The 24744-nt window shown below is 59.5% G+C and carries 18 protein-coding genes; 12 read left to right on the top strand and 6 right to left on the bottom strand.

What is annotated here, in order from left to right; translation table 11 throughout:
* The first annotated feature begins 21 nt into the window (after positions 1–21).
* From ccmI to FIU93_RS25600, 5 genes are all read left to right on the top strand, one after another.
* Positions 22–1155 (top strand): c-type cytochrome biogenesis protein CcmI, encoded by a 1134-nt coding sequence (gene ccmI / locus FIU93_RS25620; protein WP_152507145.1) that lies wholly within the window; start codon positions 22–24, stop codon positions 1153–1155.
* A gap of 62 nt (positions 1156–1217) precedes the next feature.
* Positions 1218–1667, top strand: a complete 450-nt coding sequence (gene ccmE, locus FIU93_RS25615) for a cytochrome c maturation protein CcmE (protein ID WP_055658701.1) — start codon at positions 1218–1220, stop codon at positions 1665–1667.
* Between the two features lie 34 nt (positions 1668–1701).
* A complete protein-coding gene (locus FIU93_RS25610; protein ID WP_022997829.1) occupies positions 1702–3687 on the top strand; it encodes a heme lyase CcmF/NrfE family subunit in 1986 nt (661 codons plus the stop codon).
* Between the two features lie 4 nt (positions 3688–3691).
* Positions 3692–4177, top strand: a complete 486-nt coding sequence (locus FIU93_RS25605; RefSeq protein WP_077290392.1) for a cytochrome c-type biogenesis protein — start codon at positions 3692–3694, stop codon at positions 4175–4177.
* Between the two features lie 139 nt (positions 4178–4316).
* Positions 4317–5567, top strand: a complete 1251-nt coding sequence (locus tag FIU93_RS25600) for a bifunctional alpha/beta hydrolase/OsmC family protein (protein ID WP_152507144.1) — start codon at positions 4317–4319, stop codon at positions 5565–5567.
* Between the two features lie 25 nt (positions 5568–5592).
* Here the strand turns inward: FIU93_RS25600 and FIU93_RS25595 are convergent, their stop codons facing one another.
* The 4 genes from FIU93_RS25595 to FIU93_RS25580 all read right to left on the bottom strand — a co-directional run bounded on the left by FIU93_RS25595 (position 5593) and on the right by FIU93_RS25580 (position 9836).
* The gene (locus FIU93_RS25595) at positions 5593–6672 is read right to left on the bottom strand and encodes a DUF2336 domain-containing protein (protein ID WP_022997826.1); all 1080 of its coding nucleotides are present in this window, start codon (positions 6670–6672) and stop codon (positions 5593–5595) included.
* Between the two features lie 230 nt (positions 6673–6902).
* Positions 6903–7565: a 5-formyltetrahydrofolate cyclo-ligase gene (locus FIU93_RS25590; RefSeq protein ID WP_152507143.1), complete on the bottom strand. Its 663-nt coding sequence runs from the start codon at positions 7563–7565 to the stop codon at positions 6903–6905.
* A 39-nt stretch (positions 7566–7604) separates the two neighbouring features.
* On the bottom strand, positions 7605–8714 hold the full coding sequence (locus FIU93_RS25585; protein ID WP_152507142.1) for an HPP family protein: 1110 nt from the start codon (positions 8712–8714) through the stop codon (positions 7605–7607).
* A 123-nt stretch (positions 8715–8837) separates the two neighbouring features.
* A complete protein-coding gene (locus FIU93_RS25580; RefSeq protein ID WP_022997823.1) occupies positions 8838–9836 on the bottom strand; it encodes a DUF2336 domain-containing protein in 999 nt (332 codons plus the stop codon).
* A 129-nt stretch (positions 9837–9965) separates the two neighbouring features.
* Here FIU93_RS25580 and FIU93_RS25575 point away from each other — a divergent pair, with 129 nt between their 5' ends.
* The 6 genes from FIU93_RS25575 to FIU93_RS25550 all read left to right on the top strand — a co-directional run bounded on the left by FIU93_RS25575 (position 9966) and on the right by FIU93_RS25550 (position 18742).
* Positions 9966–10616 (top strand): glutathione S-transferase, encoded by a 651-nt coding sequence (locus tag FIU93_RS25575; protein ID WP_286202385.1) that lies wholly within the window; start codon positions 9966–9968, stop codon positions 10614–10616.
* A gap of 316 nt (positions 10617–10932) precedes the next feature.
* A complete protein-coding gene (locus FIU93_RS25570) occupies positions 10933–12468 on the top strand; it encodes a Do family serine endopeptidase (RefSeq protein ID WP_173017409.1) in 1536 nt (511 codons plus the stop codon).
* Between the two features lie 191 nt (positions 12469–12659).
* Positions 12660–13346 (top strand): response regulator transcription factor, encoded by a 687-nt coding sequence (locus FIU93_RS25565; protein WP_022997819.1) that lies wholly within the window; start codon positions 12660–12662, stop codon positions 13344–13346.
* Entirely contained in the window at positions 13330–14784 is a 1455-nt protein-coding gene (locus FIU93_RS25560; protein ID WP_152507141.1) for a HAMP domain-containing sensor histidine kinase, read from the top strand. Before FIU93_RS25565 ends, FIU93_RS25560 begins: the two co-directional genes overlap by 17 nt.
* A complete protein-coding gene (locus tag FIU93_RS25555) occupies positions 14741–17737 on the top strand; it encodes a bifunctional [glutamine synthetase] adenylyltransferase/[glutamine synthetase]-adenylyl-L-tyrosine phosphorylase (RefSeq protein WP_152507140.1) in 2997 nt (998 codons plus the stop codon). Before FIU93_RS25560 ends, FIU93_RS25555 begins: the two co-directional genes overlap by 44 nt.
* A 111-nt stretch (positions 17738–17848) precedes the next feature.
* Positions 17849–18742, top strand: coding sequence for an alpha/beta hydrolase (locus FIU93_RS25550; RefSeq protein WP_152507139.1), 894 nt, complete (start codon positions 17849–17851; stop codon positions 18740–18742).
* 54 nt (positions 18743–18796) lie between these two features.
* Here the strand turns inward: FIU93_RS25550 and FIU93_RS25545 are convergent, their stop codons facing one another.
* Together FIU93_RS25545 and pepN are read right to left on the bottom strand one after the other, a co-directional pair.
* Positions 18797–21151, bottom strand: a complete 2355-nt coding sequence (locus FIU93_RS25545; protein ID WP_152507138.1) for a PAS domain-containing sensor histidine kinase — start codon at positions 21149–21151, stop codon at positions 18797–18799.
* Between the two features lie 156 nt (positions 21152–21307).
* Positions 21308–23953, bottom strand: coding sequence for an aminopeptidase N (gene pepN / locus FIU93_RS25540; protein ID WP_152507137.1), 2646 nt, complete (start codon positions 23951–23953; stop codon positions 21308–21310).
* Positions 23954–24252: 299 nt separating this feature from the next.
* Here pepN and FIU93_RS25535 point away from each other — a divergent pair, with 299 nt between their 5' ends.
* Positions 24253–24720 (top strand): class I SAM-dependent methyltransferase, encoded by a 468-nt coding sequence (locus tag FIU93_RS25535; RefSeq protein ID WP_209010231.1) that lies wholly within the window; start codon positions 24253–24255, stop codon positions 24718–24720.
* Positions 24721–24744 lie beyond the last annotated feature (24 nt).

Below are 24744 nucleotides of genomic sequence, written 5' to 3'. Positions count from 1 at the left end.
TGAATTGTCTATAGTGCGGCCATGGTGTTCTGGATCCTGATTGCCCTGTTGACCGGGGTTGCGACATTGTCGGTACTTATTCCTCTATCGCGCACACGGCGCCATCAGGAGGATGCACCGGCGCGTGCGGACGAAGCGGTTTATCGCGAGCAGCTTGCGGCGATCGAGACGGAACTCGAACGGGGCCTGATAGACGCGGAAGCAGCCGAGGCAGCGCGAACGGAAATCGCGCGCCGTCTGCTTGCAGCCCACGACAGGGGCGACAGCAAAAAACAGGACGGCTCCAAGGGTGGAGGCTTCAAGCTTGCGCAGGGGCTGGCCCTGCTGGCGGTGCCAGCCTCAGCTTTCGGACTTTATCTTGTCCTTGGCTCTCCCGATCTTCCCGACCAGCCGTTGCTCAGCCGTCTGAGCGCACCAGCGGAAGAACAATCCGTCGATCTGCTGGTTGCCCGTGTTGAACGGCATCTGGCGGAAAATCCGCAAGATGGACAAGGCTGGGCAGTCATTGCTCCGGTCTACCTGTCGCTCGGTCAGCCTCAGGCTTCTGCGAAAGCCTATTCCAATGCAATCCGCATTCTCGGGCCGAACCAGGCCTGGCTCACCGATATGGGCGAAGCCCTGACGATTGCAAACCAGGGTCTGGTTACAGCCGATGCCCGCGCCGCTTTCGAGCAGGCCGTGTCGCTGGAACCTGCAGCCGTAAAGCCACGATTCTTTCTCGCACTGGCGCTTGGCCAGGAAGGCCGCAAGGAAGACGCGATTTCCGCTTGGCAGGCTCTCCTTCAGGGCGCTGATGAGACCCAAGCCTGGGTTGGGGCCGCACGCCAGGAAATGGCCCGGCTGACAGGCGGCGCACCGGTCGGCAACAGTTTGCCAGGACCGTCCCAGGAGGAGGTTTCTGCCGCCAGCGAAATGGCCGCGGATGACCGTCAGGCCATGATCGCCGGCATGGTTGCCGGCCTTGCCGAGCGTCTGTCCACGGAAGGCGGATCGGTGGATGAGTGGAACCGGCTGATCCGTGCCTATATGGTTCTGGGTAAGAAACAGGATGCGGAAAAGGCTCTTGAGGAGGCGCTGTCGGCATATGCGGACAAGCCGGAGGACTTGTCCATGATCAAGGACGCTGCCAGCCAGCTTGGTCTAACTGACGGTTGAGCGGCAGACCTGCCGCAGGCGGCGCAGTTGCGCCGGGGAATTGAAAATCGGACGCTTCGCTGATGACACGCAAACAAAGACGATTGACCCTTATCGGTTCGGCTGGCGCGGTTCTGGCCATTGCCCTGACGCTGATTTTGATCGCGCTGAGAAGCGAGATCGTGTTTTTCCAGAGCCCGACCGAAATCACCCAGAACGGCGTTGCACCCGGGCAGCGGATCCGGCTCGGTGGCCTGGTCGAGGAAGGCTCGGTCGTGCGCTCCGACAATGCCGAAGTCAGCTTTCGTGTAACCGACACGGCCAATACGGTTGCCGTCACCTACAAGGGCATCCTGCCGGATCTGTTCCGGGAAGGGCAGGGCGTGGTGACCGAGGGGGTCGTCGGTTCGGACGGAGTTTTCGTTGCGGACAGTGTGCTGGCCAAGCACGATGAGAACTACATTCCCAAGGAAGTGGCCGAAGCGCTGAAGGCGCAGGGACACTGGCAAGGTGAAGAGGGCAACGCGAACTGATTGTTCGCAGTGCCGGTGAGGAAGAGGAACGGACATGATTGTCGAATTCGGACACTACGCACTTGTGCTGGCCTTCGCGCTGACACTTGTCCAATCCGTTCTGCCGATCTGGGGGGCGCTCCAGAAGGATGAACGCCTGATGGCGGTGGCGCCGCCGGTTTCGGTGATGCTCTTTCTCCTGGTCCTTCTGTCCTTTGTGGTGCTGACGGGTGCTTATCTCAATTCCGATTTCTCGGTGCTGAACGTTGTCGAGAACAGCCATTCGGCAAAACCCCTCCTCTACAAGTTCACCGGCGTTTGGGGAAACCACGAAGGCTCGATGCTTCTGTGGGTTCTGATCCTGGTTTTCTTCGGGGCTCTTGTTGGCGTCTTCGGGGGCAACCTGCCGGCCGACCTGAGAGCGGTGACATTGTCCGTCCAGGGCTGGGTTACTGCAGGTTTTGTCCTGTTCCTGCTGGCAACGTCCAACCCTTTTACCCGGATTGCAAATCCTCCGCTGGAAGGGTCTGACCTGAACCCGATCCTGCAGGACATCGGCCTCGCCATTCACCCGCCTCTGCTTTACGTCGGGTATGTCGGCTTCTCCATCACATTCTCCTTTGCGGTGGCTGCACTTATCCTCGGCCGTATCGATGCGGCCTGGGCACGATGGGTGCGGCCCTGGACACTGCTTGCCTGGTGCTTTCTCACGCTCGGCATCGCGATGGGCTCCTACTGGGCCTACTACGAACTTGGCTGGGGTGGCTGGTGGTTCTGGGACCCGGTCGAAAATGCCAGCTTCATGCCCTGGCTTGCGGGCACGGCTCTGCTGCACTCGGCAATCGTCATGGAAAAGCGCGAGGCGCTGAAGGTCTGGACGGTACTGCTGGCGATCTTCACCTTTTCCCTGTCGCTTCTCGGCACCTTCCTGGTGCGTTCAGGCGTCCTGACTTCGGTTCATGCGTTTGCCACCGACCCGGCCCGCGGCGTCTTCATTCTCGGCCTTCTGTGCATCTTCATCGGCGGATCGCTCAGCCTTTACGCCTGGCGTGCACCGATGTTGAAACAGGGGGGGCTGTTCGCACCCATCAGCCGGGAAGGCGGTCTGGTGCTGAACAACCTGTTCCTGACCGCTGCCTGTGCAGCCGTCTTTGTCGGCACGCTCTATCCGCTGGTGCTTGATGCCGTCACTGGCGAGAAGATTTCAGTCGGTGCACCGTTCTTCAACCTGACGTTCGGTCCCCTGATGGTGCCGCTGCTCCTGGCAGTGCCTTTCGGTCCGATCCTGTCCTGGAAACGGGCTGATCTTGGGGCGGCCTGCCAGCGGCTTTATGCGGCTTTCGGTCTCGCCCTGTTGCTGACACTGGTCACTTACTGGGCCTGGGGCATGGACAAGGTGCTGGCGCCGCTTGGTGTTGGGCTGGCGGTCTGGGTCATGGCGGGTGCAATTTCCGAAATCGTGACCCGTGTCAAATTCTTCGAAATAGGCTTCAAGCGCGGGTTTGCCCGTCTTGTTGGCCTGCCGGGATCTGCCTGGGGAACGGCCACTGCCCATTTCGGCATCGGCCTTACTGTCCTCGGCATTGTCACGGCTTCCGCGTTTCAGGAAGAACGTGTCCTCACAATGCGTCCGGGCGATGTTGTCGAACTAGCCGGATACCAGATGACCTTCGAAGGCGCCGCACCGCGCCGCGGTCCGAACTACACTGAAGAAGTCGGTCACTTCTCCATCCGTCAGGGCGGAACCCTGGTGGCCGAGCTTGACCCCTCCAAGCGCATTTACACGGCGCGCCAGATGCCGACAACGGAAGCCGGTATCTATACGACAGGGTTTTCGCAGGTCTATCTCTCGCTCGGTGAAGGGCGCGGCGATGGCGCTGTCGACGTGCGCGTCTATTTCAAGCCGCTGATCACCCTGATCTGGATTGGCTGTGTGATCATGTCCCTCGGTGCGGTGTTCTCCATTGCAGACAGGCGGCTGCGCGTGGGGGCTCCGAAACCGGCCCGCAAACGTCAGCAAAGTGTGGCAGCGGCGGAGTGACCGGATGATACAGCGTCTATTCCTTGCCCTGCTGCTCTGTGTGAGCCTGCTTGCCGCACCGGCTCTTGCCGTTGCGCCCGACGAAGTTCTGGACGATCCGGTACTGGAAGGCCGTGCGCGCGCTCTGTCAGCTGGACTGCGCTGCATGGTCTGTCAGAACCAGTCCATCGATGACAGCGACGCGCCGCTGGCCAAGGACCTGCGCGTCCTGGTACGCGAGCGACTGGTCGCCGGCGACAGTGACGAGCAGGTGATCGATTACCTTGTGTCCCGCTATGGCGAATTCGTGCTGCTGAAGCCTCGCTTCGCCTGGCATACCATCGTTCTGTGGGCCGCGGGCCCCGTTGCCCTCATTGCGGGTCTGATTGCGATTGTTGCAGCCCTGCGCAAGCGTGCTCGCAATCGTGCTGCTGCCAATGATGTCTCCGCTCCCAAGCTGACCGCGGAAGAGGAGCGTAGGCTGCAGGCGCTGCTGGACAAGGCCGACTGACACTTCCGGCCGTTCGTTTTCGGTCTCACCAGCTGCATACCGTTCAAGATCTGCGGTCACTGTGTTCACACCAATGCGTGACTTGCATGACGGGCAGGTGTGCTTACCTGTGGCCGAGTGACCGCAAGGAGGCAGAAGAATGGGACAGCATCCGCTGAAACTGGAATTTGACGGCGCGCACGACGCGAGTCTGGCGGCCCGGCTGGATCTGCCGTCTGGCAAGATCAGGGCTTTCGCCCTGTTCGCGCACTGCTTTACCTGCTCCAAGGATATCGCTGCCGCCCGCCACGTTGCCAGTGCGCTCTCACAAGAGGGGATTGCCGTGCTCCGGTTCGATTTCACCGGCCTCGGCGGCAGTGGCGGCGATTTCGCCTCAACCGGATTTTCCTCCAACGTCGAAGACCTGAAGCGGGCAGCAGATTATCTGCGCCGCAACTATCAGGCTCCACAGCTCCTGATCGGCCATTCGCTCGGCGGGGCCGCGGTTCTGTCCGTTGCCGCCGACATTCCCGAAGTGCGGGCCGTCGTGACGATCGGCGCCCCCTCCGACGCGGATCACGTGATCCGAAGCTTCAAGGGAGTGGAAGAGACGATCCGCGAGCAGGGCGAAGGAGAGGTTTCTCTCGAAGGGCGCAACTTTACCATTCGCAAGGAGTTCCTGGACGATCTGGAAGCCCAGTCGGTTCGTGACAAGGTCGCGGGTCTCGGCAAGGCGCTTCTCGTGATGCATGCCCCGCTCGACGAGGTTGTCGGAATCGACAACGCCACCAGCATTTTCGTTGCCGCAAAGCATCCCAAGAGCTTCGTGTCGCTCGATACGGCCGACCATCTTCTTTCAAAGAGCCAGGACGCGGCCTATGCGGCACGTGTGATTGCCGGTTGGGTCGGGCGTTATCTCGATCCGGTAGCTGAACAGGCCGGCGACGAAGCAAAGGATGGTGTTGAGGTGGTGGAGACCGGCCAGGGCAAGTTTCAGGTCATGGTCACGAGCGGAGTACACCGGATGATTGCCGACGAACCCAAGGATGTCGGTGGGTTCGACAGCGGCCCGTCGCCCTATGGATATCTGTCCGCCGCACTCGGGGCCTGCACGGTCATGACGTTGCGCATGTATGCTGAACGCAAGGGGCTGGATATCGAACGGATCGGCACTCGTGTTCTGCACGGCAAGGTGCACGCGGCCGATTGCGAAGAGTGTTCGGAAAGCGTGAAGTCGCGGAATGGCAAGATCGACCGGTTCGAGCGCTTGATCACGCTGGAAGGCAACCTTGACGAAGCAACGCGAACCCGGCTTCTGGAGATCGCCGACAAATGTCCTGTTCATCGCACCCTGGAAGCGGGCGCTGCGGTGGTGACGCGGGATGTGTCGCCCGACAAAGCAGAGGCGTGATCTGACGGGAAGCGGAGAGGCGGCCTCAGGCCGCCTGGCCTTCCAGGGTCTGCAGACGGATCTTCATGAAGGACAGCAGACGGCGCGCGTCGCGGTCTGACAGCGACTGGTAGTCGTTCGCCCAGTTTTCCGCGGTCGACTGCGGCTGCTTGTTGTGCATCGCCCGGGCCTTGCACAGCGCATTGTAGTCCGCGTTTTCCACTCCCATGGCACGGCAAAGAACCGCCACACCGGTGGAATCGTAACGCACCATGACATTGGTGACGTATTTCTGCTCCAGCCCGGCCATTTCCGCCAGCAGGAAGCAGATGTCGAACAGGTTGTTGGACAGCGACAGCTGCGTGATCGCCTTGCTGAGCGAACGTTGCCCGGCCCGAATTTCCTTCAAGGTCACCTTCGCATTGATGCGGGTCGCCTTGCGTTCCAGCTTCGAGCTGGCAACAACCTTGCTGGCCTTGTGGAAGAGATCCTGGATCAGGGTTTCGTTTTCCTTGCGCAGCTGGCGGATCTTCGCCTGCTGAGCCTCAGGCATCTGGTTGATCAGTTTGTCGTAGTCCGACTCGGTAATGTCCGCGCGCTCCATCATGGCGTCGCGGATTTTCTCGTCTTTTTCCGCAAGCTTGATCAGCAGGCGAGAGCCCCATTCTGAAAACTCCGCGCCGGAGTTGGCGGCAACAGATTGCTTGACCGGGTTCTCGCCGCGTTCCAGCAGGACATCGGTGACATTGGCCTCAAGATGCTGGCGTTTCGAGATCGCCAGCAGGTGCCCCTGACCCATGGTCTTGGCCAGCCGCAGGATATCCTCGGTCTTGAGCGCATTGGAGGACGTCAGCATCGGCCTGGCGATGTCGATCTCTTCTCGGGCAAGCTCATAGGCGACCTTGTTGGACGTGTCGTCTATCGGCGCCAGCTGTTCGGATATCGCTTTCTTCTGTTCAGGCTCCATGGTGGGAAGCATGCTTTCCAGCACCGTGTTGAACAGGGCGATTTCTTCTGTCTGGTAGCTATTCGCGCCACGCACAAAAAGCTCGGTAACGTGTTCCACCAGTTGGTGGCGTTTTTCCGGGGTGCTTTCCTGAGCGAGATTGAGAAGGTCGTTGAGCATCTTTTAGCTGTCCGTTTTTCTTGCAACAGGACTACCGCAGAGACAGTTTACAACTGTCTAAAGCGCAGGATAAAAAAAGGATAAATCTATCGCGCCATCCGTATTAATTACAGGATAAGGGTGACATTTTGCGCGCTTATGCGTGCCTCAAACGTGTTTACTTTATTTGATAAAGTCTCTGGGAGACCCTGCACGGATTTGCACTAAGTAACTACTGGTTGAAGAAAGTGTCATTTTCCCGGTTCAACTTCCAAAGGCCCGGTGTCCAGAACGACCTTGTCCATTGGCACATCCCAGGGCATTGGAAAGATGGAGTTGAGACTGCAGAACGCGAACCCGATCCCGATGGTCAGCGGTTTGGCCGGCAGCGATGCCAGCGTGCGGTCGTAGTAGCCGCCACCATTGCCGAGGCGGTAAAAGTGGGCGTCGACACCAACCAGGGGGGCGATCACGACCTCGGGCACCTGCGATGGGCCTTCTTCGGGAACGGGAATGTTCCAGAGGCCTCGCACCATCTTGCAGCCTGGCTGCCACGGGCGAAAGACCAGCGGGGTCTGCTTTTCGAGAACGACGGGTAGATGAACCGTCCTGCCCGAGTTGCAAAGCTCCTGCATCAGGGGGCGAAGGTCCGGTTCTCCACGGATTGGCCAATAGAGCGAGATCCTCTGATAGTCGACTGCTTCAAGGACGGGGCGAAGCTGATCGATCAGCGCAGCGGTCTTTGCCGCCCGCTCCGTGCTGGTCAGTCCCTTCCGCTTTTCATAGAGGCGGCTGCGCTCAGATTTGCGGAACCGGCTGACATCGCGAAAGGTTTCCTGATCAACGACAAATCCGCCCACCAGCATGTCGGCGTAGCAGACAGGGTCTCCCGGCAGGTCGTCATCTTGGCTCATTCAGGAAAATTCCCTTCGCGTCCCTGTGCTTTTACCGCGTCAGGCGGCCTTTCTGTCCGTTGCGGGCCAGACCAGGGCCTCAAGCAGGAGTGAACGGGTCAGAAAACCTTCGAACACTCCCTCCTGGCATACCGGAACATGATCCAGATTATCGCGAACCATCACATGCAGGGCATCAACAAGCGGCAGGGTGCCGTCGAAAGACGTCACCGGAGCATGCAGGAGGTCTCGAGCGAGGGGAGGGGCGAAGTTCGATCCGTCACCGGAGCCTTTGCTCAGGACGCGTAGCAGGTCGCGCTGGTTGATAAGACCGGCAAGATGGCCGTCAGCATTCACGACTGCGACTTTGGACGTTTCGGACTGCTGCAGTTTGCTGAGGATTTCCTGAAGAGACGCGTCTGGAGCTACATGAAGGTGTTCCAGGGCGATCGCATCTGCACAGGCTACCCCTTCGAAGGGAGGCTGTATCAACTCTGCCTCGACAGCGGCCACAAGCCGGGCAAGATCGACAGCACCGAGGTTGGTCGACTGGTGAAATTTCGACAGCAGATCCGACAGATTTTCCTCGGTCAGGCCAAGCCGCCGCATTGGTGGTGGCCCGCTTTGCGAAAGGCTTGTCCGGAACGGATATTTCCGACCGGAGAAACGATGAAACACCAGCCCGGACGCCACCAGTACACTGGTCATCACGGCTGTATTGAAGACGATCATCAGCGCGCCTGTCTCCGTCAGAAGCTCAGGCGACAAGCCAATCAGCAAGGCGACAGCTCCGCCAGGCGGATGCAGAGCCCGGCCGAGCATCATCGCGGCAAACGCAAGTGCGACAGCCAGAACCGGCGCGGTTTCCAACGGCAGCAAGGCAAGCGCCACCACGCCGCACACCGCCGACAAGGTGTTTCCCAGAATAGCGGACCAAGGCTGTGCAAGCGGGCTGTTTGGTACGGCAAACACCAGTACGGCAGAGGCGCCAAGAGGCGCCATCAGAAACAGCGGCAGGCCGCCAAATGCGTGCATCAACCACACCATCAGGGCGCATGCGCCGATACCGACAGCGCCGCCCGCCATGGCCAGAAACGCTTCGGTTGGTTGCGGCCAAGGCAACGCCGGGGCGAACGCGGTTCTGAAGGTCGGTTTGGGATCGATGTGCATGAAGTCGCCTGAAAAATATGCAATTGCACAAGTTCTAGGCGAAAAATCCGGAATTGACTTGGATTTTGAAACTCAATTTTCGCCCTGTCGCGAAACGGATTTTCGCACTTGGGCCGGTGGCGATCAGGCAGCCTTCTCGTGTTTGGCTGCTTTCAGCCTGATTTTCATGAGCGCAAGAAGCCGGCGGGCATCGGTGTCATCGAGCATGTGGTAGTTTGTCAGCCACTTGCTGCCGGTGCTTTCGGGAAACTTCAGATGCTTGCATCGTTCCTTGCACACAGCCTGGAACTCCATTGCACCGATGCCGGTCGCCCGGCAGACGGTGGCGATGCCGGTGGAATCGAACCGGACCATGAGATTGTGGACATATTTCATGTCGAGGCCGGAGAAGAATGAGAGCAAGGCGACTGCATCGAGAAGATTGTGTTCCTGGGCCAGCTGGTAGACTGCCTTGTTCAGGGTCGTCTTGCCGAGCCGGATGCCCATTAGCCACGCCTTCGGGCTGATCTTGGATTGCTTTTTCACCAGTTCCGCACCGGCAGCGACTTCACCGTCGTCACGGAACAGATCTTCCAGCAGCTCCTCGTTCGACTTGCGCAAGTGCCGGATGCGATCACCAAGCTGCTTGGGCATGTCCTTCACCAGGCTTTCGAACACCGGCATGGTGATCTCGGCGCCGAGGTTGGCGGCCAGCGTGTGTTTGACATCCCTGCTGCCGCGCTTGATCAGGATATTGCTGATATCGTTGCTGACGTGGTCGCGCTTGGCGAGAGCCAGAAGGTAACCCTGGTCCTTGGTTTCCGCGATCTTGCGCAGATCTTCCTCGCGAAGCGACTTGGAGCGTTCCAGCACTGCCTGGGCCACAGGCAGGTCGTCGCTGGCCATTGCCGCGGCAAGCTTGGAGGACATTGACGGCACATCTGCAAGACGTTCGGACATCTTGCGCTTGGCGTCGTGAGCAAGGGAATCGTAGACGCCCTCGAGCATGTTGTTCAGAAGATGCGTCTCTTCGGAGCCGGGGTCGTCTGCGCGGGCAACAAGCAGGCCTGTCACGTGCTCGGCAAGCTCGTGTTTTTTCTCTGAAGAACTGTCCCTGGCAAGCTTAAGAAGCGAGTCGCTCATGTCCGTACCCTATCGGCATAAGTTTCGCCAAATTTCCTTTATAACCTGTGAAAACCACCAAGTGCTTTGTTGCAATAAGGTGATTTCGGCACTGTTGACCTGCCGGCACCGATGGGTCATTCCACGCGCATGAACGCAACCTTGATGCCGATCCTCTATTCTTTCCGCCGCTGCCCCTATGCCATCAGGGCAAGGCTCTCGATCGCCGCAAGTGGCGAGCAGGTCGAATTGCGGGAAATCGTCTTGAGGGACAAGGCACCCGAATTTCTGGAAACTTCTCCCTCGGCAACGGTACCCTGCCTGAAAACCGGTGAAACGGTGATCGATGAAAGCCTCGACATCATGCTCTGGGCGCTTGACCGGTCCGACCCGGAAAACTGGCTGGAGCCGGAAAAAGGCGATCTCGATGCCATGCTGGAATTGATCGGCGTTTGCGATGGCCCGTTCAAAAGCCATCTGGATCGCTACAAGTACGATACGAGATATCCGGACACTGACAGGGAAACAGAGCAAGCCGGTGCTGCGGAGTTCCTTTGGCATCTGGACAGCCGTCTCGCCGCTACGCCCTGGCTTTTCGGCGGCAAGGCCTCGCTGGCCGACTTTGCGATCCTGCCGTTCGTTCGTCAGTTCGCCAACTCGGATCGCAGCTGGTTCGACAGCCAGGAGTGGACGTCGCTGAAAGCCTGGCTGGAAGCCTTCGAAGTGTCGCCCCGGTTTCAATCCGTGATGCCGAAATGGAACCGATGGCAGGCGGGCGATACGCCGGTCATCTTCCCCTGACAGGCGAATCGAACCCCTCGTAACGCGAAGCAGAGAACACTCTGCCTGGGTCGCTGGCCGGCTGTTTCCTGCTTCCTGCACTCGGTTTTCAGTTCTGTGCATGTTCGGGACGGAAAAAACCGTAGCCACTTGTGCCCCGGTCGTGGCGGTTTTCCTCACGTTCTCTGTCATTTCTTCCAACCTTACAAAACCGTAATGCCGCCGACAGGCGCCTGTAAGACTGGTTCACCTACTTTCACTTTCGAACCTGGAGCGCTTTCCCCGCAAGCAGTCCAGGAAATGGTTTTCAAACCTTATCTCGAAAGAGGAAGACAACATGCAAAACAGTCGCTCAGTTTCTCCCCTGCGCTCCCGTCGCGCCAAACTGCTGGCAGGCGTCGTCGCGCTCGGCGCAGCCGGACTTCTGACGGCACAGACCATTGTTCCGAGCCAGTTGGCTCTGGCTGATGCTGTCCGTGTCGATACTGCGGCTCCGCTGGACTTCTCCCACGTCGTCACTGCCGTCAGCCCGGCCGTTGTCAGCGTTCAGGTCAAGCAGGCCGCAGAGCCGCGCATGATGAACTTCGGTGGTGGCAACGACAATTTCGAAGACTTCTTCAAGGGCCTGCCTGACGGCCATCCGTTCCAGCGCTTCTTCCGCGAGTTCGGCGGCAAGGGTGGCGGTGACCAGCAACAAAATCAGCGCCGTGCCCCGCGCCAGTATGGCATTTCCCAGGGCTCCGGCTTCTTCATCTCTGATGACGGTTACCTCGTCACCAACCATCACGTGATCGAAAACGGGACCGAGTTCACCGTGATCGACCGTGACGGCAAGGAATATGATGCCAAGCTGATCGGCGCCGACAAACGGACGGATCTGGCCCTTCTGAAAGTCGAAAGCGACGACACGTTCACCTATGTCGATTTCGCCAAGGAGGCACCGCAGGTCGGCGAATGGACTGTCGCTATCGGTAACCCGTTCGGTCTCGGCGGCTCCGTCACGGCGGGTATCGTCTCGGCACGTGGCCGTGACATCGGCGCCGGTCCTTATGACGACTTCATCCAGATCGATGCTCCGGTCAACCGTGGCAACTCCGGTGGTCCGGCCTTCAACATGCATGGCGAAGTCATCGGTGTGAATGCGGCGATCTTCTCGCCGTCCGGTGGCAACGTCGGTATCGCCTTCGCAATTCCGGCTTCGACCGCGCAGGATGTCATCATGGAGCTGAAGGACGACGGCACCGTCGTTCGCGGCTGGTTGGGCGTTCAGATTCAGAACGTCACGGATGACATCGCGGAGAGCCTTGGCCTCGAAGAGGCCCGCGGCGCCATCGTCGCGGAAGCGCAGGAAAACAGCCCGGCACAGAAGGCTGGCCTGCGCTCGGGCGACACCATCCTTGCCGTTGACGGCACTGAAGTGAAGGGCCCGCGCGAGCTGTCCAAGATCATTGCGGCTTACGAGCCCGACAGCCAGGTGGACATCACGGTCTGGCGCGACGGCCAGAAAGAGGACGTCACCGTGACACTGGGCCGCCTGCAGGATCAGGAACAGGTTGCAGCCGTTCAGCCGGAAGCCGGTGAAAGCAAGACCAGCCTGGATGATCTCGGCCTGGTCCTGACGACGAAAGCCGAAGCTGGCCTGGAAGGTGACGGCGTGGTTATTGCCGAAATCGACCCGGAAAGCCCGGCAGCCGAAAAGCGCCTCAACACCGGTGACGTGATCTTGGAAGTGGCCGGCATGAAGGTCAACAGCCCGTCCGACGTGCTGAAGGCGCTGGACAAGGCGGAAAAGGATGGCCGCAAGGCGGTTCTCTTCCGGGTTGAAAGCAACAACACGACACGGTTCGTGGCCCTGCCCATGAACCTCGCCTGATCAGGGGCCGGTTCTGCCCCGAACCGGACCTGTGAGGCAAGACCGGCCTGCCCTCTGCCCCCAAACCCCGACGGGCCGGTCATTGCCAAGGGTTTATCTGCTAAACCCTGACTGACTGGCGGCGGCGACTCTCACATCCATCGCCGCCGTCAGCCATTTTCTTTAGGGCCAACTCAAGCTAAAAGGATGAGATGTTGAGGATTCTTGTCATTGAAGACGACCCGGAAGCTGCAAGCTACCTCGTCAAGGGTTTGAGTGAACTGGGCCACACCGCCGACCAGGCTGCCGATGGGCGGACCGGGCTGGATATGGCCCTCGACAGGGACTACGACATCCTCATTGTTGACCGCATGCTGCCGAAGATGGACGGCCTTTCGGTCATTCAGGACCTGCGCCGGGAAGGCAATCACACGCCGGTGCTGATCCTCTCGGCGCTCGGTCAGGTCGATGACCGCGTCAAGGGCCTGAAGGCCGGTGGCGATGACTATCTGCCCAAGCCTTACGCCTTTACCGAACTTCAAGCCCGCATAGAGGCACTGGCACGACGCCCCAAGTCGGCCAGCCAGATTGAGACCACCTATACCGTCGGCGACCTGACGCTGGACCGGATGGCGCATTCGTGCCGCCGCGGCGAAACGGAAATCCCGCTGCAGCCGCGTGAATTCCGCCTTCTGGAATATCTCATGCAGAACGCCGGTCAGGTGGTGACCCGTACGATGTTGCTCGAAAACGTCTGGGAATATCACTTCGATCCGCAGACCAACGTGATCGACGTTCATATCTCCCGTCTGCGCGGCAAGATCGACAAGGGTTTCGAAACACCACTTCTGCACACCATCCGGGGTGCCGGATATACGATCCGTGACGCGGCTCACTAGGTTTACCAGAACCACAGCCTTCAAGCTGTCGCTGCTCTACATTGCCGTCTTCACGGTGATGTCCGGTGTGCTGCTGTTCTATATTGCGGACAACACGGACAACCTGATGTCCGAGCAGGTGGTTCAATCCGTCGATTCAGAACTGAAAACCCTTGCCGACGTCTATGTGCGCGGCGGTGTTCGCGATCTTGTCGAAACCATCGACAGGCGCTCCCGCCACCCGGATGCCAGCCTTTATCTCCTCGTCGATTTTGCCGGCAATGCGCTTGTCGGGAATATTGCCCGCCTGCCGACCACCGTTCTCGAAGAGGCCGATGGTGGATTGCGCCGGGTTCGTTACACGCGCCTTGGCCAGGATGCAGAGGACGTAGAGCGGCAGGCCATGGTGCGCACGTTTGAGCTTCGCGGCGGCTTCCGTCTGCTGGTTGGGCGTGACCTGGGCGACCAGCTCCGGTTCTCCAACCTTCTGGCCAACGCCTTGCGCCTGTGGCTGGTCGTCGTGGTGGTCATGGCCGCGATCACCTGGCTGTTTGTCAGCCGCAGGGTGATGAAGCGCATCGACGAGATTTCCGCCACCAGTCGCACGATCATGCAGGGCGAGCTCTCCGGCCGTCTGCCCGTTGCGGGCAATGACGACGAATTCGATCGCCTGGCGATCAATCTCAACACGATGCTCGACCGGATCGAACTGCTGATGCAGTCGATGAAGGATGTGACAGACAACATCGCCCATGACCTGAAGACACCTCTGACGCGCCTGCAGACCCGGATCGAAAATGCCTTGCGTGAAGCCAAGGGGGAGGAGGGCTACCGCGGCGCCCTGGAAGCGACACTGGAGGAATCCGACCAGCTCCTGAGGATATTCAACGCGCTGCTGCGTATTGCGCGTGTTGAATCCATGGCACCGGCCTCCGTCATGGAGCCGACCGATCTCAACAAGCTGGTTGCCGAAGTTGCCGAACTTTACGAGCCGTTGGTTGAAGATGAGGGCGGCAAGCTTGAAACCGATTTGCCCGAAGGGCTGAAGGCAGACTGTAATCGCGACCTCATCAGCCAGGTATTGGTGAATCTCATTGAGAATGCACTGAAATACGGTCGTCCTGAAACGGGCGAACTGCTTATTCGCCTTGGCGGGCGGGAGGAGGACGGCCGCATCGTCCTCAGCGTCACCGACAATGGCCCCGGTATTCCGGAAAAGGACCAGGACCGGGTGAAGGAACGTTTCGTTCGGCTGGAGGAAAGCCGTTCCGAACCTGGAACAGGCCTTGGATTGAGTCTTGTCAAGGCGGTTGCCCGCTTGCATGGCGGAGACTTGCGCTTCATGAATGAGGACCCGGGGCTGAGCGCCCGGATCGATCTCAAGCCGGTGAAACCGGACAGCAGCAGGAGCGGGCATGAACAAGGCGGCACAGCCGGGCAAACGGGAGAAGGGAACTGACCAGGACGGTGGCGCGGGCGTTCTGGCCGACCGGATCGCGGTGGTCCCAACGGCACCGGATCCCGATCATGCAGCTCTGTTCCTGAAAGATCTTCTGGCTCATGCCGAAGCCGGCGAGGCCCTCAACGCTCTTCTGCACGAAAAACCGGACCTGGAAGGTTTCCTGATCGGGGTCATTGGAAACTCGCCCTATTTGCGCGATCTGATGCTCGCCGATCCACCGCGTCTCCTTCGCTTGCTGCAGGAAGCGCCGGAAAGCCGTCTTGAAAACCTGCTGTCTGCCGCCCGTGAAGCGCGGGCGGAGGACGAGGCCGGTATCATGCGGACCTTGCGCCACTTCAAACACGATCTCGCCTTGACGCTCGGTCTCGCCGATATCTCCGGTGCGATCGGTCTGAACCGCGTTACCGGTGCCCTGGCCGGATTTGCCGACGCCGCGCTGACAGCGGCAATCAGGTTCTGCCTCGGCGATCTGGTCCGTCTGAACAAGTTCGCACCTCATGACCTGGAGAAGCCGGAAGTCGATAGCGGTCTCATCGTTCTTGCCATGGGCAAGCACGGCGCAAATGAGCTGAACTATTCGTCCGATATCGATCTGATCGTTCTTTACGACCCGGCCAAGGCGCCCATGGCGGGTACAGCGGAAGCTCCGGTGGAATTCGTTCGGCTGACGCGGCGCCTGGTCAAGATCATGCAGGACCGGACCGCGGACGGTTACGTCTTCCGTACGGATCTTCGCCTGCGCCCCGATCCCGGTGCGACCCCGCTTGCCATGTCGGTGCCCGCTGCGCTGGTCTATTACGAATCCCTGGGGCAGAACTGGGAACGGGCGGCGCTTATCAAGGCGCGGCCTTGCGCGGGCGACATTCCCGCCGGCGAATCCTTCCTGCATGAAATCGTGCCGTTCATCTGGCGCAAGTACCTGGACTTTGCAGCCATTGCAGACGTGCAGTCGATCAAGCGCCAGATCCATATGCACAAGGGCCACGGGGCCATTGCGGTTGCCGGGCATAACGTCAAGCTCGGCCGTGGCGGCATCCGGGAAGTGGAGTTCTTCGTCCAGACCCAGCAGCTGATCGCGGGTGGCCGCAACCCGGCCCTTCGCGGACGTCGCACACTCGACATGCTGGACGCTCTGGTGGATGCAGACTGGATCAAGGGCAAGACACGCGACGAAATGGCCGCCGCCTACCGGTTCCTGCGCAATGTCGAGCATCGCATCCAGATGCTGAACGACGAGCAGACCCAGCTTCTGCCGAAGGATGAAGACGGCATGAAGCGGGTTTCCGCGCTGATGGGTTACGACACGCTTGCAGCCTTTGAAACGGCACTGCTCGACCACTTGCGAACGGTTCAGCACCACTATGCCGAACTGTTCGAAGATGAACCGGCACTGTCGTCCGAGCTGGGCAATCTGGTCTTTACCGGCGATGACCACGATCCCGGTACCCTGGAGACGCTTGCCGGTCTTGGTTTCAAGCAGCCTGCGGAAGCTGCCGCGATCGTCAAGGCCTGGCATTTCGGCCGCTATCCGTGCACCCGTTCGACCAAGGCGCGCGAGCGGCTGACCGAAATGCATCCTGCGCTTCTCAGTGCGCTGGCGGCCACGGACAACGCAGACGCTGCCCTGCGGGCGTTCGACAACTTTCTGGCCAAGCTTCCAGCGGGCGTGCAGCTGTTCTCGCTGCTGAGGTCCAATCCACAGCTCCTGACGTTGCTGGCAACCACCATGGGCGCTGCGCCACGCATGGCCGAAACGGTTTCCAAGCGGGTTCATGTGTTGGATGCAGTCCTCGATCCGGCGTTTTTCGGCGCCATGCCGAGCGTCGAGGAGTTCCGCTCCGGGCTCGACAGAACCCTGTCTCAGGCCCGCTTTTATGAGGAAGCACTGGACAGGGCGCGGATATTTACCCAGGAGCAGCAGTTCCTGATCGGTCTGCGGATGATTTCAGATACCTTGTCCGCCGACCGGGTAGGGTTTGCACTGGCACGGCTGGCCGAAGTTGTCGTCGACCGGATCCTGAAGCAGGTGATCGTGCATGTCGGCGAAAGCAACGGCACGGTGCCGGGGGGCAATATCGCGGTCCTGGCGATGGGCAAGCTTGGGGGGCGCGAAATGACGGCAGCCTCCGATCTGGACCTGATTCTTCTTTACGAAGCTCCGGAAGACGTCAAGCAGTCTGATGGCAAGCGGCCACTTGCGATCACCCAGTATTACACCCGTCTGACCCAGCGACTGGTCACGGCCCTCAGCGCACCGACGGCCGAAGGCTCGCTTTACGAGGTTGATTTCCGGCTTCGTCCGTCCGGCAATGCAGGTCCGCTCGCGACCAATCTCGACGGCTTCATAGCCTATCAGCAGAAAGAGGCCTGGACCTGGGAGCATATGGCTCTGACGCGTGGACGGGTGATTGCGTCCACGACGCCTGAGTTCAAGCAGAAGATCGTCGACAGCATCTGTGGCACGTTGGTGCAGACGCGTGATCTGACGAAGCTGGCCGACGATGTTCGCACCATGCGTGCCCGGATCGAGAAGGAAAAAGGCACCAAGGATGTCTGGGATCTGAAACAGGTGGCCGGCGGTCTGGTCGATATCGAGTTTCTTGCCCAGTTTCTGCAGCTTGCACACGCTCAGGAAAACCCGGAAATCCTGGCGCAAAGCACGGAGCAGGATTTGGAACTGGCCCGCGACGCCGGCTTCCTGACCCTGGGCGACGCAGGGCTGTTGCTGGAAGCTCTCAGGCTTTACCACCGTCTGACCCAGGTGTTGCGGCTGGCTCTTTCCGGCAAGTTCGTGCCGGCAGAAGCACCCCGCGGGGTGCTGGATCTCCTGGTTCAGGCATCCGGCAGTCCGACCTTCACCCGGTTGGAAGCAGAGCTCGCAGACCTTCAGGTGAAGGTGCGCGAGACGTTTGTACGGCTGATTGGCGAGGTTGAAACGGTCAACACTTGACCCGGATTGCCAAGCTGTTTCCATTGGGATAGGGAAGGACCGCGCCGGCGGCCGATTTCAAATCATTCGCGCTCTCTTGAGCGAACCCTTTCCCATACTCTGAGAAACCTCATGACTTATTCATTCGACGAAACGGTCCGTCGTCCGGACCGGAGCGACCGTATTGCGCTGGCCGGCAACCGTGTGTTTGCTTGGTCTGAATGGGGCCCGGTCACAGGCACTCCGGTTCTGTTTCTGACAGGCGCCGGCATGGCCCGCACACTTGGCTTTGGCCTGGAACATCTCGAAAAGCTAAACCTTCGATTGATTGCACCGGACAGGCCGGGCCTCGGCGCTTCATCGCCCGATCCTGACAAGTCACTGGCAAGTGTCGCGCGTGACGTTGGCGAACTTGTTGCGAACCTTGGACTTGTCAGCATCCCAGTGGTCGCCTTTTCGCAAGGAGCGCCCTTCGCTTTCGCCGCTGCAGCGTCGGGGACTGCAAGCTCCCTGGCGATCGTCTCCGGTCAGGATGAACTCTACCGTCCGGAATTCGCGGATCGTTTTCCGGATCAGGTGAGGGATATGACACGGCATGCACAGGAAGACCCCGCAGGGTTTTCTGCCATGCTTGAAGGCTTCGCCGAGCCGGATGGCTTCTACGACCTGGTACTGTCGATGAGCTCACCGGAAGACCGATCGGTATATGGCGTCGAACCTTTCGCCGCAGCCTACAGGCACGCCCTTCGGGAAGGCTTCAGGCAGGGACCGAAAGGATACGTCCTTGATACGGTCGCAGCGCTCAGGCCCTGGTGTATCGACCTTGGCATGATCGACTGCCCGGTCTCGCTCTGGTACGGCGGCAAGGATGGCAGCCCGGTTCATTCACCGGACTTCGGTCTTTCGCTCGCAGGCAGATTGCCCAATGCAAGCCGCCGGTTTTTTCCGGAGGAAGGCGGCGCATTGCTGTGGAGCCGTTCGCTCGACATCCTGAGCGAACTGGCAACAACAAGCGGCAACGACTGATCTGCTGTGCTTTAGGGCTACGGACAACCTGGCTCGCCTGGAGGGTAAAGCCCTTCAGGCGGCTTCCTTGTCGGCAAGCGGCAAGGTGAAGCTGACAGTGGTGCCTTTCTTGACTTCCGACTTGATTACCAGCGCTCCGCCATGAAGTTCAACCAGCGAGCGGGCGATGGCTAGTCCGAGGCCCGAGCCCTGGTGGGTCTTGGTGAACTGGTTTTCCACCTGCACGAAGGGTTGGGCGAGACGTTCTATATCGCGCTCTGAAATTCCGATGCCTGTGTCGATCACTTCGAAATGCAGCTTGTCTCCGCGTGGCCGCGCCCTGAGCGTGACGGTGCCATTGTCCGGCGTGAACTTCACCGCATTGGCCAGCAGGTTTAGCAGGATCTGTTTGAGCGCCCGCTTGTCTGCGTGCACCGAGACGTTTTCAACGACATCGGTGGTGACGGTGATGTTCTTCTCGGTCGCAGCTCCCGTGACGATCCGGCTGGCATCTTCGGCCGATTCCGATGCATTGACCGTTTCGGTCTCGATACTCATGCGACCGGCTTCGATCTTGGACATGTCGAGAATGTCGTTGATCACGTTCAGCAGGTAAGTGCCGGAAGAATAGATATCCTTGCAGTAGTCGGAATACCTGTCGGTGCCGACGGGGCCGAACATTTCCTGCGTCATGATGTCGGAGAAGCCGATGATGGCGTTGAGCGGCGTTCTCAGTTCATGAGAAATATTGGCCAGGAATTCGGACTTGGCCTTGTTGGCGGCTTCCGCCCGGGTTTTTTCTTCCTGGTACTTCTCTGCCATTTCCACAAGCTGCCGGGCCTGAACCTCAAGGGTCTGGCGGGACTTCTGGAGATCGGAAACGGTTGCCCTCAACCGCTTTTCGGAGTCGATCAGTTTTTCTTCGTGTTTCTTGAGCGGAGTAATGTCGGTCCCGACAGACACGAAGCCGCCGTCCTTGGTGCGCCGCTCGGAAATCTGCAGCCAGCGACCGTCTTCCAGTTGCGCTTCGTAGGAGCCATCAGGAGCGCCGCCACGCTGGCGAAGAGTGACCGGTTGCGGTGCTACTTCGGCATTGGAGGCAGCTGCCATCACGTCCTTGTAGGGCGTGCCCGGCTTGATCACGGCGTTCGGCAGGCTGTGCAGCGACTGATAGTTGGAATTGCAGATCACAAGCTCGTTTCGGGCATTCCACAGAACGAAAGCTTCCGAGATTGTCTCGATCGCATCACGTAGGCGAAGATCTGCCATACGGCTCTGTTCGGCAAGCTCGTGCTGCTCGGTAATGTCGATGCAGATACCGATGAGGTGCGGCTCGGCACGGCCGGGTTCCGACTGGATTTCACCACGGGCGCGAAGCCAGATCCAGCTTCCGTCGGCGTGGCGCATGCGGAAGGTCTCATCGACCAGGGTTTCACCGCTTTCCAGCAGGTGCTCGGCAAGGCCCAGAAGGTCGATGTCATCGGGATGGGTGATGTCTGCGACATCGGCAAAGCTGAGAATATCGTCCTTGGGTTCGCGTCCTAGCAGCTCGTACAGCGAAGACGACCAGAACATTCTGCCGCGCGACAGATCCCAGTCGAACAGTCCGCAGCGGCCGTGGGTGAGGGCGGTGTCGATGCGGGCACGGGTTGCCGCATACATGTCGTCAGCCGCTTCCGCGCGGGTCGCCTGGCTGAAGAAGCCGTAGATGACCGCAAGCAGCACCAGCGAAGTTCCGACGAAGAGCGTCACATTTGCCGAAAGGTCATCCCGCCACTGGCTGAAGATTTCGTTTTCCGGCTGCAGCACCGCCACCATTCCGAGGCGGCCGTCGAGGTGATGAACCGTTGCAAGAACCTGTTCTTGGCCCCGGCCTGTACCAAGGTTGGTGGCAACCGGCATCACGCCGGCACGGGCGCCAAACACCATGAGTGGCTGTGACGGGCCGAGCAGGTCGCTGATCGGCCGGCTTTCAAGCGATGGCTGGAGCGGTGCCGAGGCAACGATGGTGCCGGATTGGTCCGCAACGAGATAAATGCGGCCCTTGCTGGTCGCCCCTGTGGGCAGACTGTCGGCAAGGATGCGTTTCAACGTCGTCCGGTAGCCCGTTTCAGGCAGATCGTTTTCCGACAACATCAGGCCGCTGGCGACGACAGTTGCCATCAGGCTCAGCGTAACCTGGGCGTTTTCCTGGGTCCGGGTGTAATCGCTGACAAGGTCGCCGGTGCGGAACAGGGCGAGTATGACGATGAAGATGATGGCGAGGCCGGGAATGAGGCGTCGCATCAGGCTATCGGAGCGGGCCAGGCTTTCGGCCAGAGCGCCGAGGAGGGTGCGCAGAGGCAGGCGTTTTGTGCCTGCGTCTGTCTCCCACTCAGACTCCTTCTCGCCGCGCCGCGCAGATGCGTCGCCAGCTAATGCTCTCGCCATAGGAAGTGTGCCTCAAAAACCGCCGCGTCGGGGGTGCCCCGAATCACTTCCATTTGAATCAAATCGTCTGTTTTTGTCCAGACCCGTCAAAGAATAAAATGGTTAACGCAAATCCGGATTTTCCGTTCTTTCGTTAACCTTTCTCAGTATTGCAGACTACTGCAAGGTTCTGTCGACGATGTCACGGCTGTCTCTCGACAGATTTTCGCATGCTGAAATCCTCAAGAGGGCAGATTCAGCAAGGGCACTTCTTTGTGGGTCAAGTGCGCGCCACGAGCGGAAGCTCGTCAGAAGTCTCGATGCCACTTGTGGATTTCGCTTGTCGATCTCCAGAACTGATTCGGCGATCAGTTCAAATCCGGCACCATCCATCCGGGCAAATTGTGTCGGGTTGCCGGTGGCAAAGGATTGCAGCAGCGAGCGGACACGGTTCGGGTTGCCGGCATCGTAGGAAGGGTCCGACATCAATGCCTTGACCCGGTCCAGCGTTTCGTTGCCGGGTGCGGTGGCCTGGGTCATGAACCACTTGTCCATGGCCAGAGAGCTGTCCGTGTGCCGCTCGCGGTAAGCTGCAAGCGCTTCCTCTTCACGTGGCATATGGTCGTGTACCAGAAGGGTGAGGGCCGCGAGGCGGTCAGTCATGTTGTCGGCAGAGGCAAACCGCGACCAGACCAGGTCAGTCGCATCGGCTGCGCCGGAGACTGCGTAATAATGCAGGCAACGGTTTGCGAGCGCTCTTTTTCCGGCTGCCTGCGCATCCGGCGAAAAGGTTCCACCTGCGGACTGGTCGGTAATGAATGGGACGAGGGAAGATGCGATGCGGGCGGCAACTGCGCGCCGCAGCATCTGACGGGCCGTATGAATGGCGTCCGGGTTGACGTCCTTGCCGATTTCCTGTGCGACGTCCGCTTCGCTGGGCAACGTGAGTGCCTGCGCACGCAGGGCTTCATCCAGCTGGGTTTCACCCAGAACAGACGCGAACACACCGATGACGTCTTCAGACGGCGTGCCTTCCGAGCCGTCACGGACCAGACCGGCAAGCCTCACAAGGTCCTGCATCGCCAACGTCTGCACCGCCTGCCATCGATTGAACGGGTCCCGATCCTGTGCTGCCTGAAACAGGAGTTCCTCGGAATGCAGGGGCTGGTTCAGACGAACGGGTGCGGAGAAACCGCGCAGGAGAGACAGAACGGGAGCGGCGGCGACATTGTGGAAGACGACGTCCTGGTGAGCCTTGTCGAGCACAAGCACATCGCCGGCGACGTTGGCACCCTCCACGGAGCCTGTTTCCATGTCCTCGCCATTGGGGCCGATCAACCCGAAACGAAGCGGGATGACTGCCGGTTTGCTGGACTTCTGGCCGGCAATGGGCGGGATTTCCTGGGACAATGAAACGGTGAAGGACTTGCGGTCGGGATCATATTCCGTTTCCACCGACACGACTGGTGTTCCTGCCTGCTCGTACCAGAGCGAAAACTGTTCAAGATCGGTGGACGATGCTTCCTCGAAGCAGGACAGGAATGCCTCGATTGTGGTTGCTTCGCCGTCATGGCGGTCGAAATAGAGGTCCAGTCCGGCCCGGAACTTCTGTTCGCCCAGAAGCGTCTGAAGCATGCGAACAACCTCGGCGCCTTTTTCATAAACAGTCGCCGTATAGAAGTTATTGATTTCATGATAGGTTCGCGGACGTACGGGGTGTGCGAGCGGGCCTGCATCCTCCGGAAACTGATGCGACTTCAGCAAGCGTACATCGGCAATGCGCTTGACCGCGCGCGAGCGCATGTCGGACGAAAACTCCTGGTCGCGGAACACCGTCAGGCCTTCCTTCAGGCACAGCTGGAACCAGTCCCGGCAGGTGATGCGGTTTCCGGTCCAGTTGTGGAAGTATTCGTGTGCGATCACGGCTTCGATATTGGCATAATCCTGGTCGGTTGCCGTTTCCGGGTCGGCCAGAACGTACTTGTCGTTGAAGATATTGAGGCCCTTGTTTTCCATCGCGCCCATGTTGAAGTCCGACACGGCGACGATGTTGAACACCTCCAGATCGTATTCGCGGCCAAACACTTCCTCGTCCCAGCGCATGGACCTCTTCAGGGAATCCATGGCCCAGTCACACAGGCTCTCCTTGCCATGCTCGACGTAGATGTTGAGTGCGACCTCCTTGCCGGACATGGTGGTGAACGTGTCCGGAACTTCGGCGAGATCGCCCGCTACCAGTGCGAACAGATAGGCCGGTTTAGGGTGCGGGTCGTGCCACACGGCATAATGCCTGCCGGTGCCGTCGATATCCCCTGTCTCCGTCAGATTGCCGTTGGCCAGGAGAACGGGGCAGTCTTTCTTCGAGGCCTCCAGACGTGTCGTGTAAACGGCAAGGACATCCGGTCGGTCCAGAAAATAGGTAATCCTGCGAAAGCCCTCGGCCTCGCATTGGGTGCAATAGGTTGCCGAGGAGCGGTAGAGCCCCATCAGCTTCGTGTTCGCGTCCGGATCGAGTTCGGTCACGAGTGTCAGCTCGAACGGATCGGCAGGCGGTGAGGCAAGTTCGAGACGATCGGCTGTCGCTGCATAGGCAGTCTCGGCAAGCGCTTCGCCATTCAGCTTGATGCCCGCAAGTGACAATTCGTCACCATCCAGCACAAGCGGGGCGCCGGCCTCTGTTCCCGGTTGCCTGCTGACCTCAAGCGTCGCGGTCACGCGAGTTGCGCCGGGGGCGAGTTCAACGTTCAGGGCGACCTTGTCGATGCGATAAAGTGGCGGTTGATAGTCTTCCAGCCGTATGGCCGGCGCCGTTTCTGAACGCATCGAATTCTCCTGCTGATGTTAGGCGCAATTGCCTGCCTGTGCCTGGCCGAAAGGCCCTTTTTGGAGGCCGCAACCGCACCCTCATGAAAATGTGAGGATGACCTAAGGCGTTAGCATGATCGCAGATTACGGCAAAGTCCTGTTTGACCTTCCGCAAGGGCTGGTATTCCGTCAGCCTTTGATAACACCTAAATACGGACGGGAGGTTTTGACGGCAGCCGGGGCATTGTCTATGTCAGGAGCGTCGTAAGTTGCAGGGAATTTTTTTAATGAGCCGTTTGGACAGTTTTATTCGTCGAATGACATCCCAGAAAACATTGCTCGAATTTCTGGTCGACAAGGTCAACGAAGTCGACGGACCTATCCTGGAACTCGGGTTGGGCAATGGCAGAACCTATGACCACTTGCGCGAGATTTATCCGAACAAGGAAATTTTCGTATTCGATTTCGCTATGGACTGCCACCCGAGCTGCGCTCCGGACGCGCATCACATGATCCTCGGCAACATTCGCGACACGCTTGTTTTCTGCGGGCCGCGGATCGGGACGAAGGCGTCGTTCGCCCATATCGACATCGGTTCGGCTGACCCTACAAATGACCTTGCGACAGCTTCCTGGCTGGCTCCTTCAATAGATGCCCACATGGCCGTTGGCGGAATTATCCTGTGCGCGCTCGAACTCAACCTGCCGAATTACGAAACCCTGAAAAAGCCGGATGGCATTCACCGGGGTCGCTATCATATCTATCGCAAGACATCAGAAGCCTGACCGTCGGCACTATTCAGGAAGAGA

This window comes from Labrenzia sp. THAF35 (assembly GCF_009363595.1).
GTDB classification, from domain to species: Bacteria; Pseudomonadota; Alphaproteobacteria; order Rhizobiales; family Stappiaceae; genus Roseibium; species Roseibium algicola.
This window is presented reverse-complemented; position numbering and strand designations above follow the sequence as displayed.

Coding starts and splice junctions, on each gene's coding strand:
- ccmI (WP_152507145.1), top strand. CDS start 22: ATGGTGTTCTGGATCCTGATTGCCCTGTTGACCGGGGTTGCGACATTG.
- ccmE (WP_055658701.1), top strand. CDS start 1,218: ATGACACGCAAACAAAGACGATTGACCCTTATCGGTTCGGCTGGCGCG.
- FIU93_RS25610 (WP_022997829.1), top strand. CDS start 1,702: ATGATTGTCGAATTCGGACACTACGCACTTGTGCTGGCCTTCGCGCTG.
- FIU93_RS25605 (WP_077290392.1), top strand. CDS start 3,692: ATGATACAGCGTCTATTCCTTGCCCTGCTGCTCTGTGTGAGCCTGCTT.
- FIU93_RS25600 (WP_152507144.1), top strand. CDS start 4,317: ATGGGACAGCATCCGCTGAAACTGGAATTTGACGGCGCGCACGACGCG.
- FIU93_RS25595 (WP_022997826.1), bottom strand. CDS start 6,672: ATGCTCAACGACCTTCTCAATCTCGCTCAGGAAAGCACCCCGGAAAAA.
- FIU93_RS25590 (WP_152507143.1), bottom strand. CDS start 7,565: ATGAGCCAAGATGACGACCTGCCGGGAGACCCTGTCTGCTACGCCGAC.
- FIU93_RS25585 (WP_152507142.1), bottom strand. CDS start 8,714: ATGCACATCGATCCCAAACCGACCTTCAGAACCGCGTTCGCCCCGGCG.
- FIU93_RS25580 (WP_022997823.1), bottom strand. CDS start 9,836: ATGAGCGACTCGCTTCTTAAGCTTGCCAGGGACAGTTCTTCAGAGAAA.
- FIU93_RS25575 (WP_286202385.1), top strand. CDS start 9,966: ATGAACGCAACCTTGATGCCGATCCTCTATTCTTTCCGCCGCTGCCCC.
- FIU93_RS25570 (WP_173017409.1), top strand. CDS start 10,933: ATGCAAAACAGTCGCTCAGTTTCTCCCCTGCGCTCCCGTCGCGCCAAA.
- FIU93_RS25565 (WP_022997819.1), top strand. CDS start 12,660: ATGTTGAGGATTCTTGTCATTGAAGACGACCCGGAAGCTGCAAGCTAC.
- FIU93_RS25555 (WP_152507140.1), top strand. CDS start 14,741: ATGAACAAGGCGGCACAGCCGGGCAAACGGGAGAAGGGAACTGACCAG.
- FIU93_RS25550 (WP_152507139.1), top strand. CDS start 17,849: ATGACTTATTCATTCGACGAAACGGTCCGTCGTCCGGACCGGAGCGAC.
- FIU93_RS25545 (WP_152507138.1), bottom strand. CDS start 21,151: ATGGCGAGAGCATTAGCTGGCGACGCATCTGCGCGGCGCGGCGAGAAG.
- pepN (WP_152507137.1), bottom strand. CDS start 23,953: ATGCGTTCAGAAACGGCGCCGGCCATACGGCTGGAAGACTATCAACCG.
- FIU93_RS25535 (WP_209010231.1), top strand. CDS start 24,253: ATGACATCCCAGAAAACATTGCTCGAATTTCTGGTCGACAAGGTCAAC.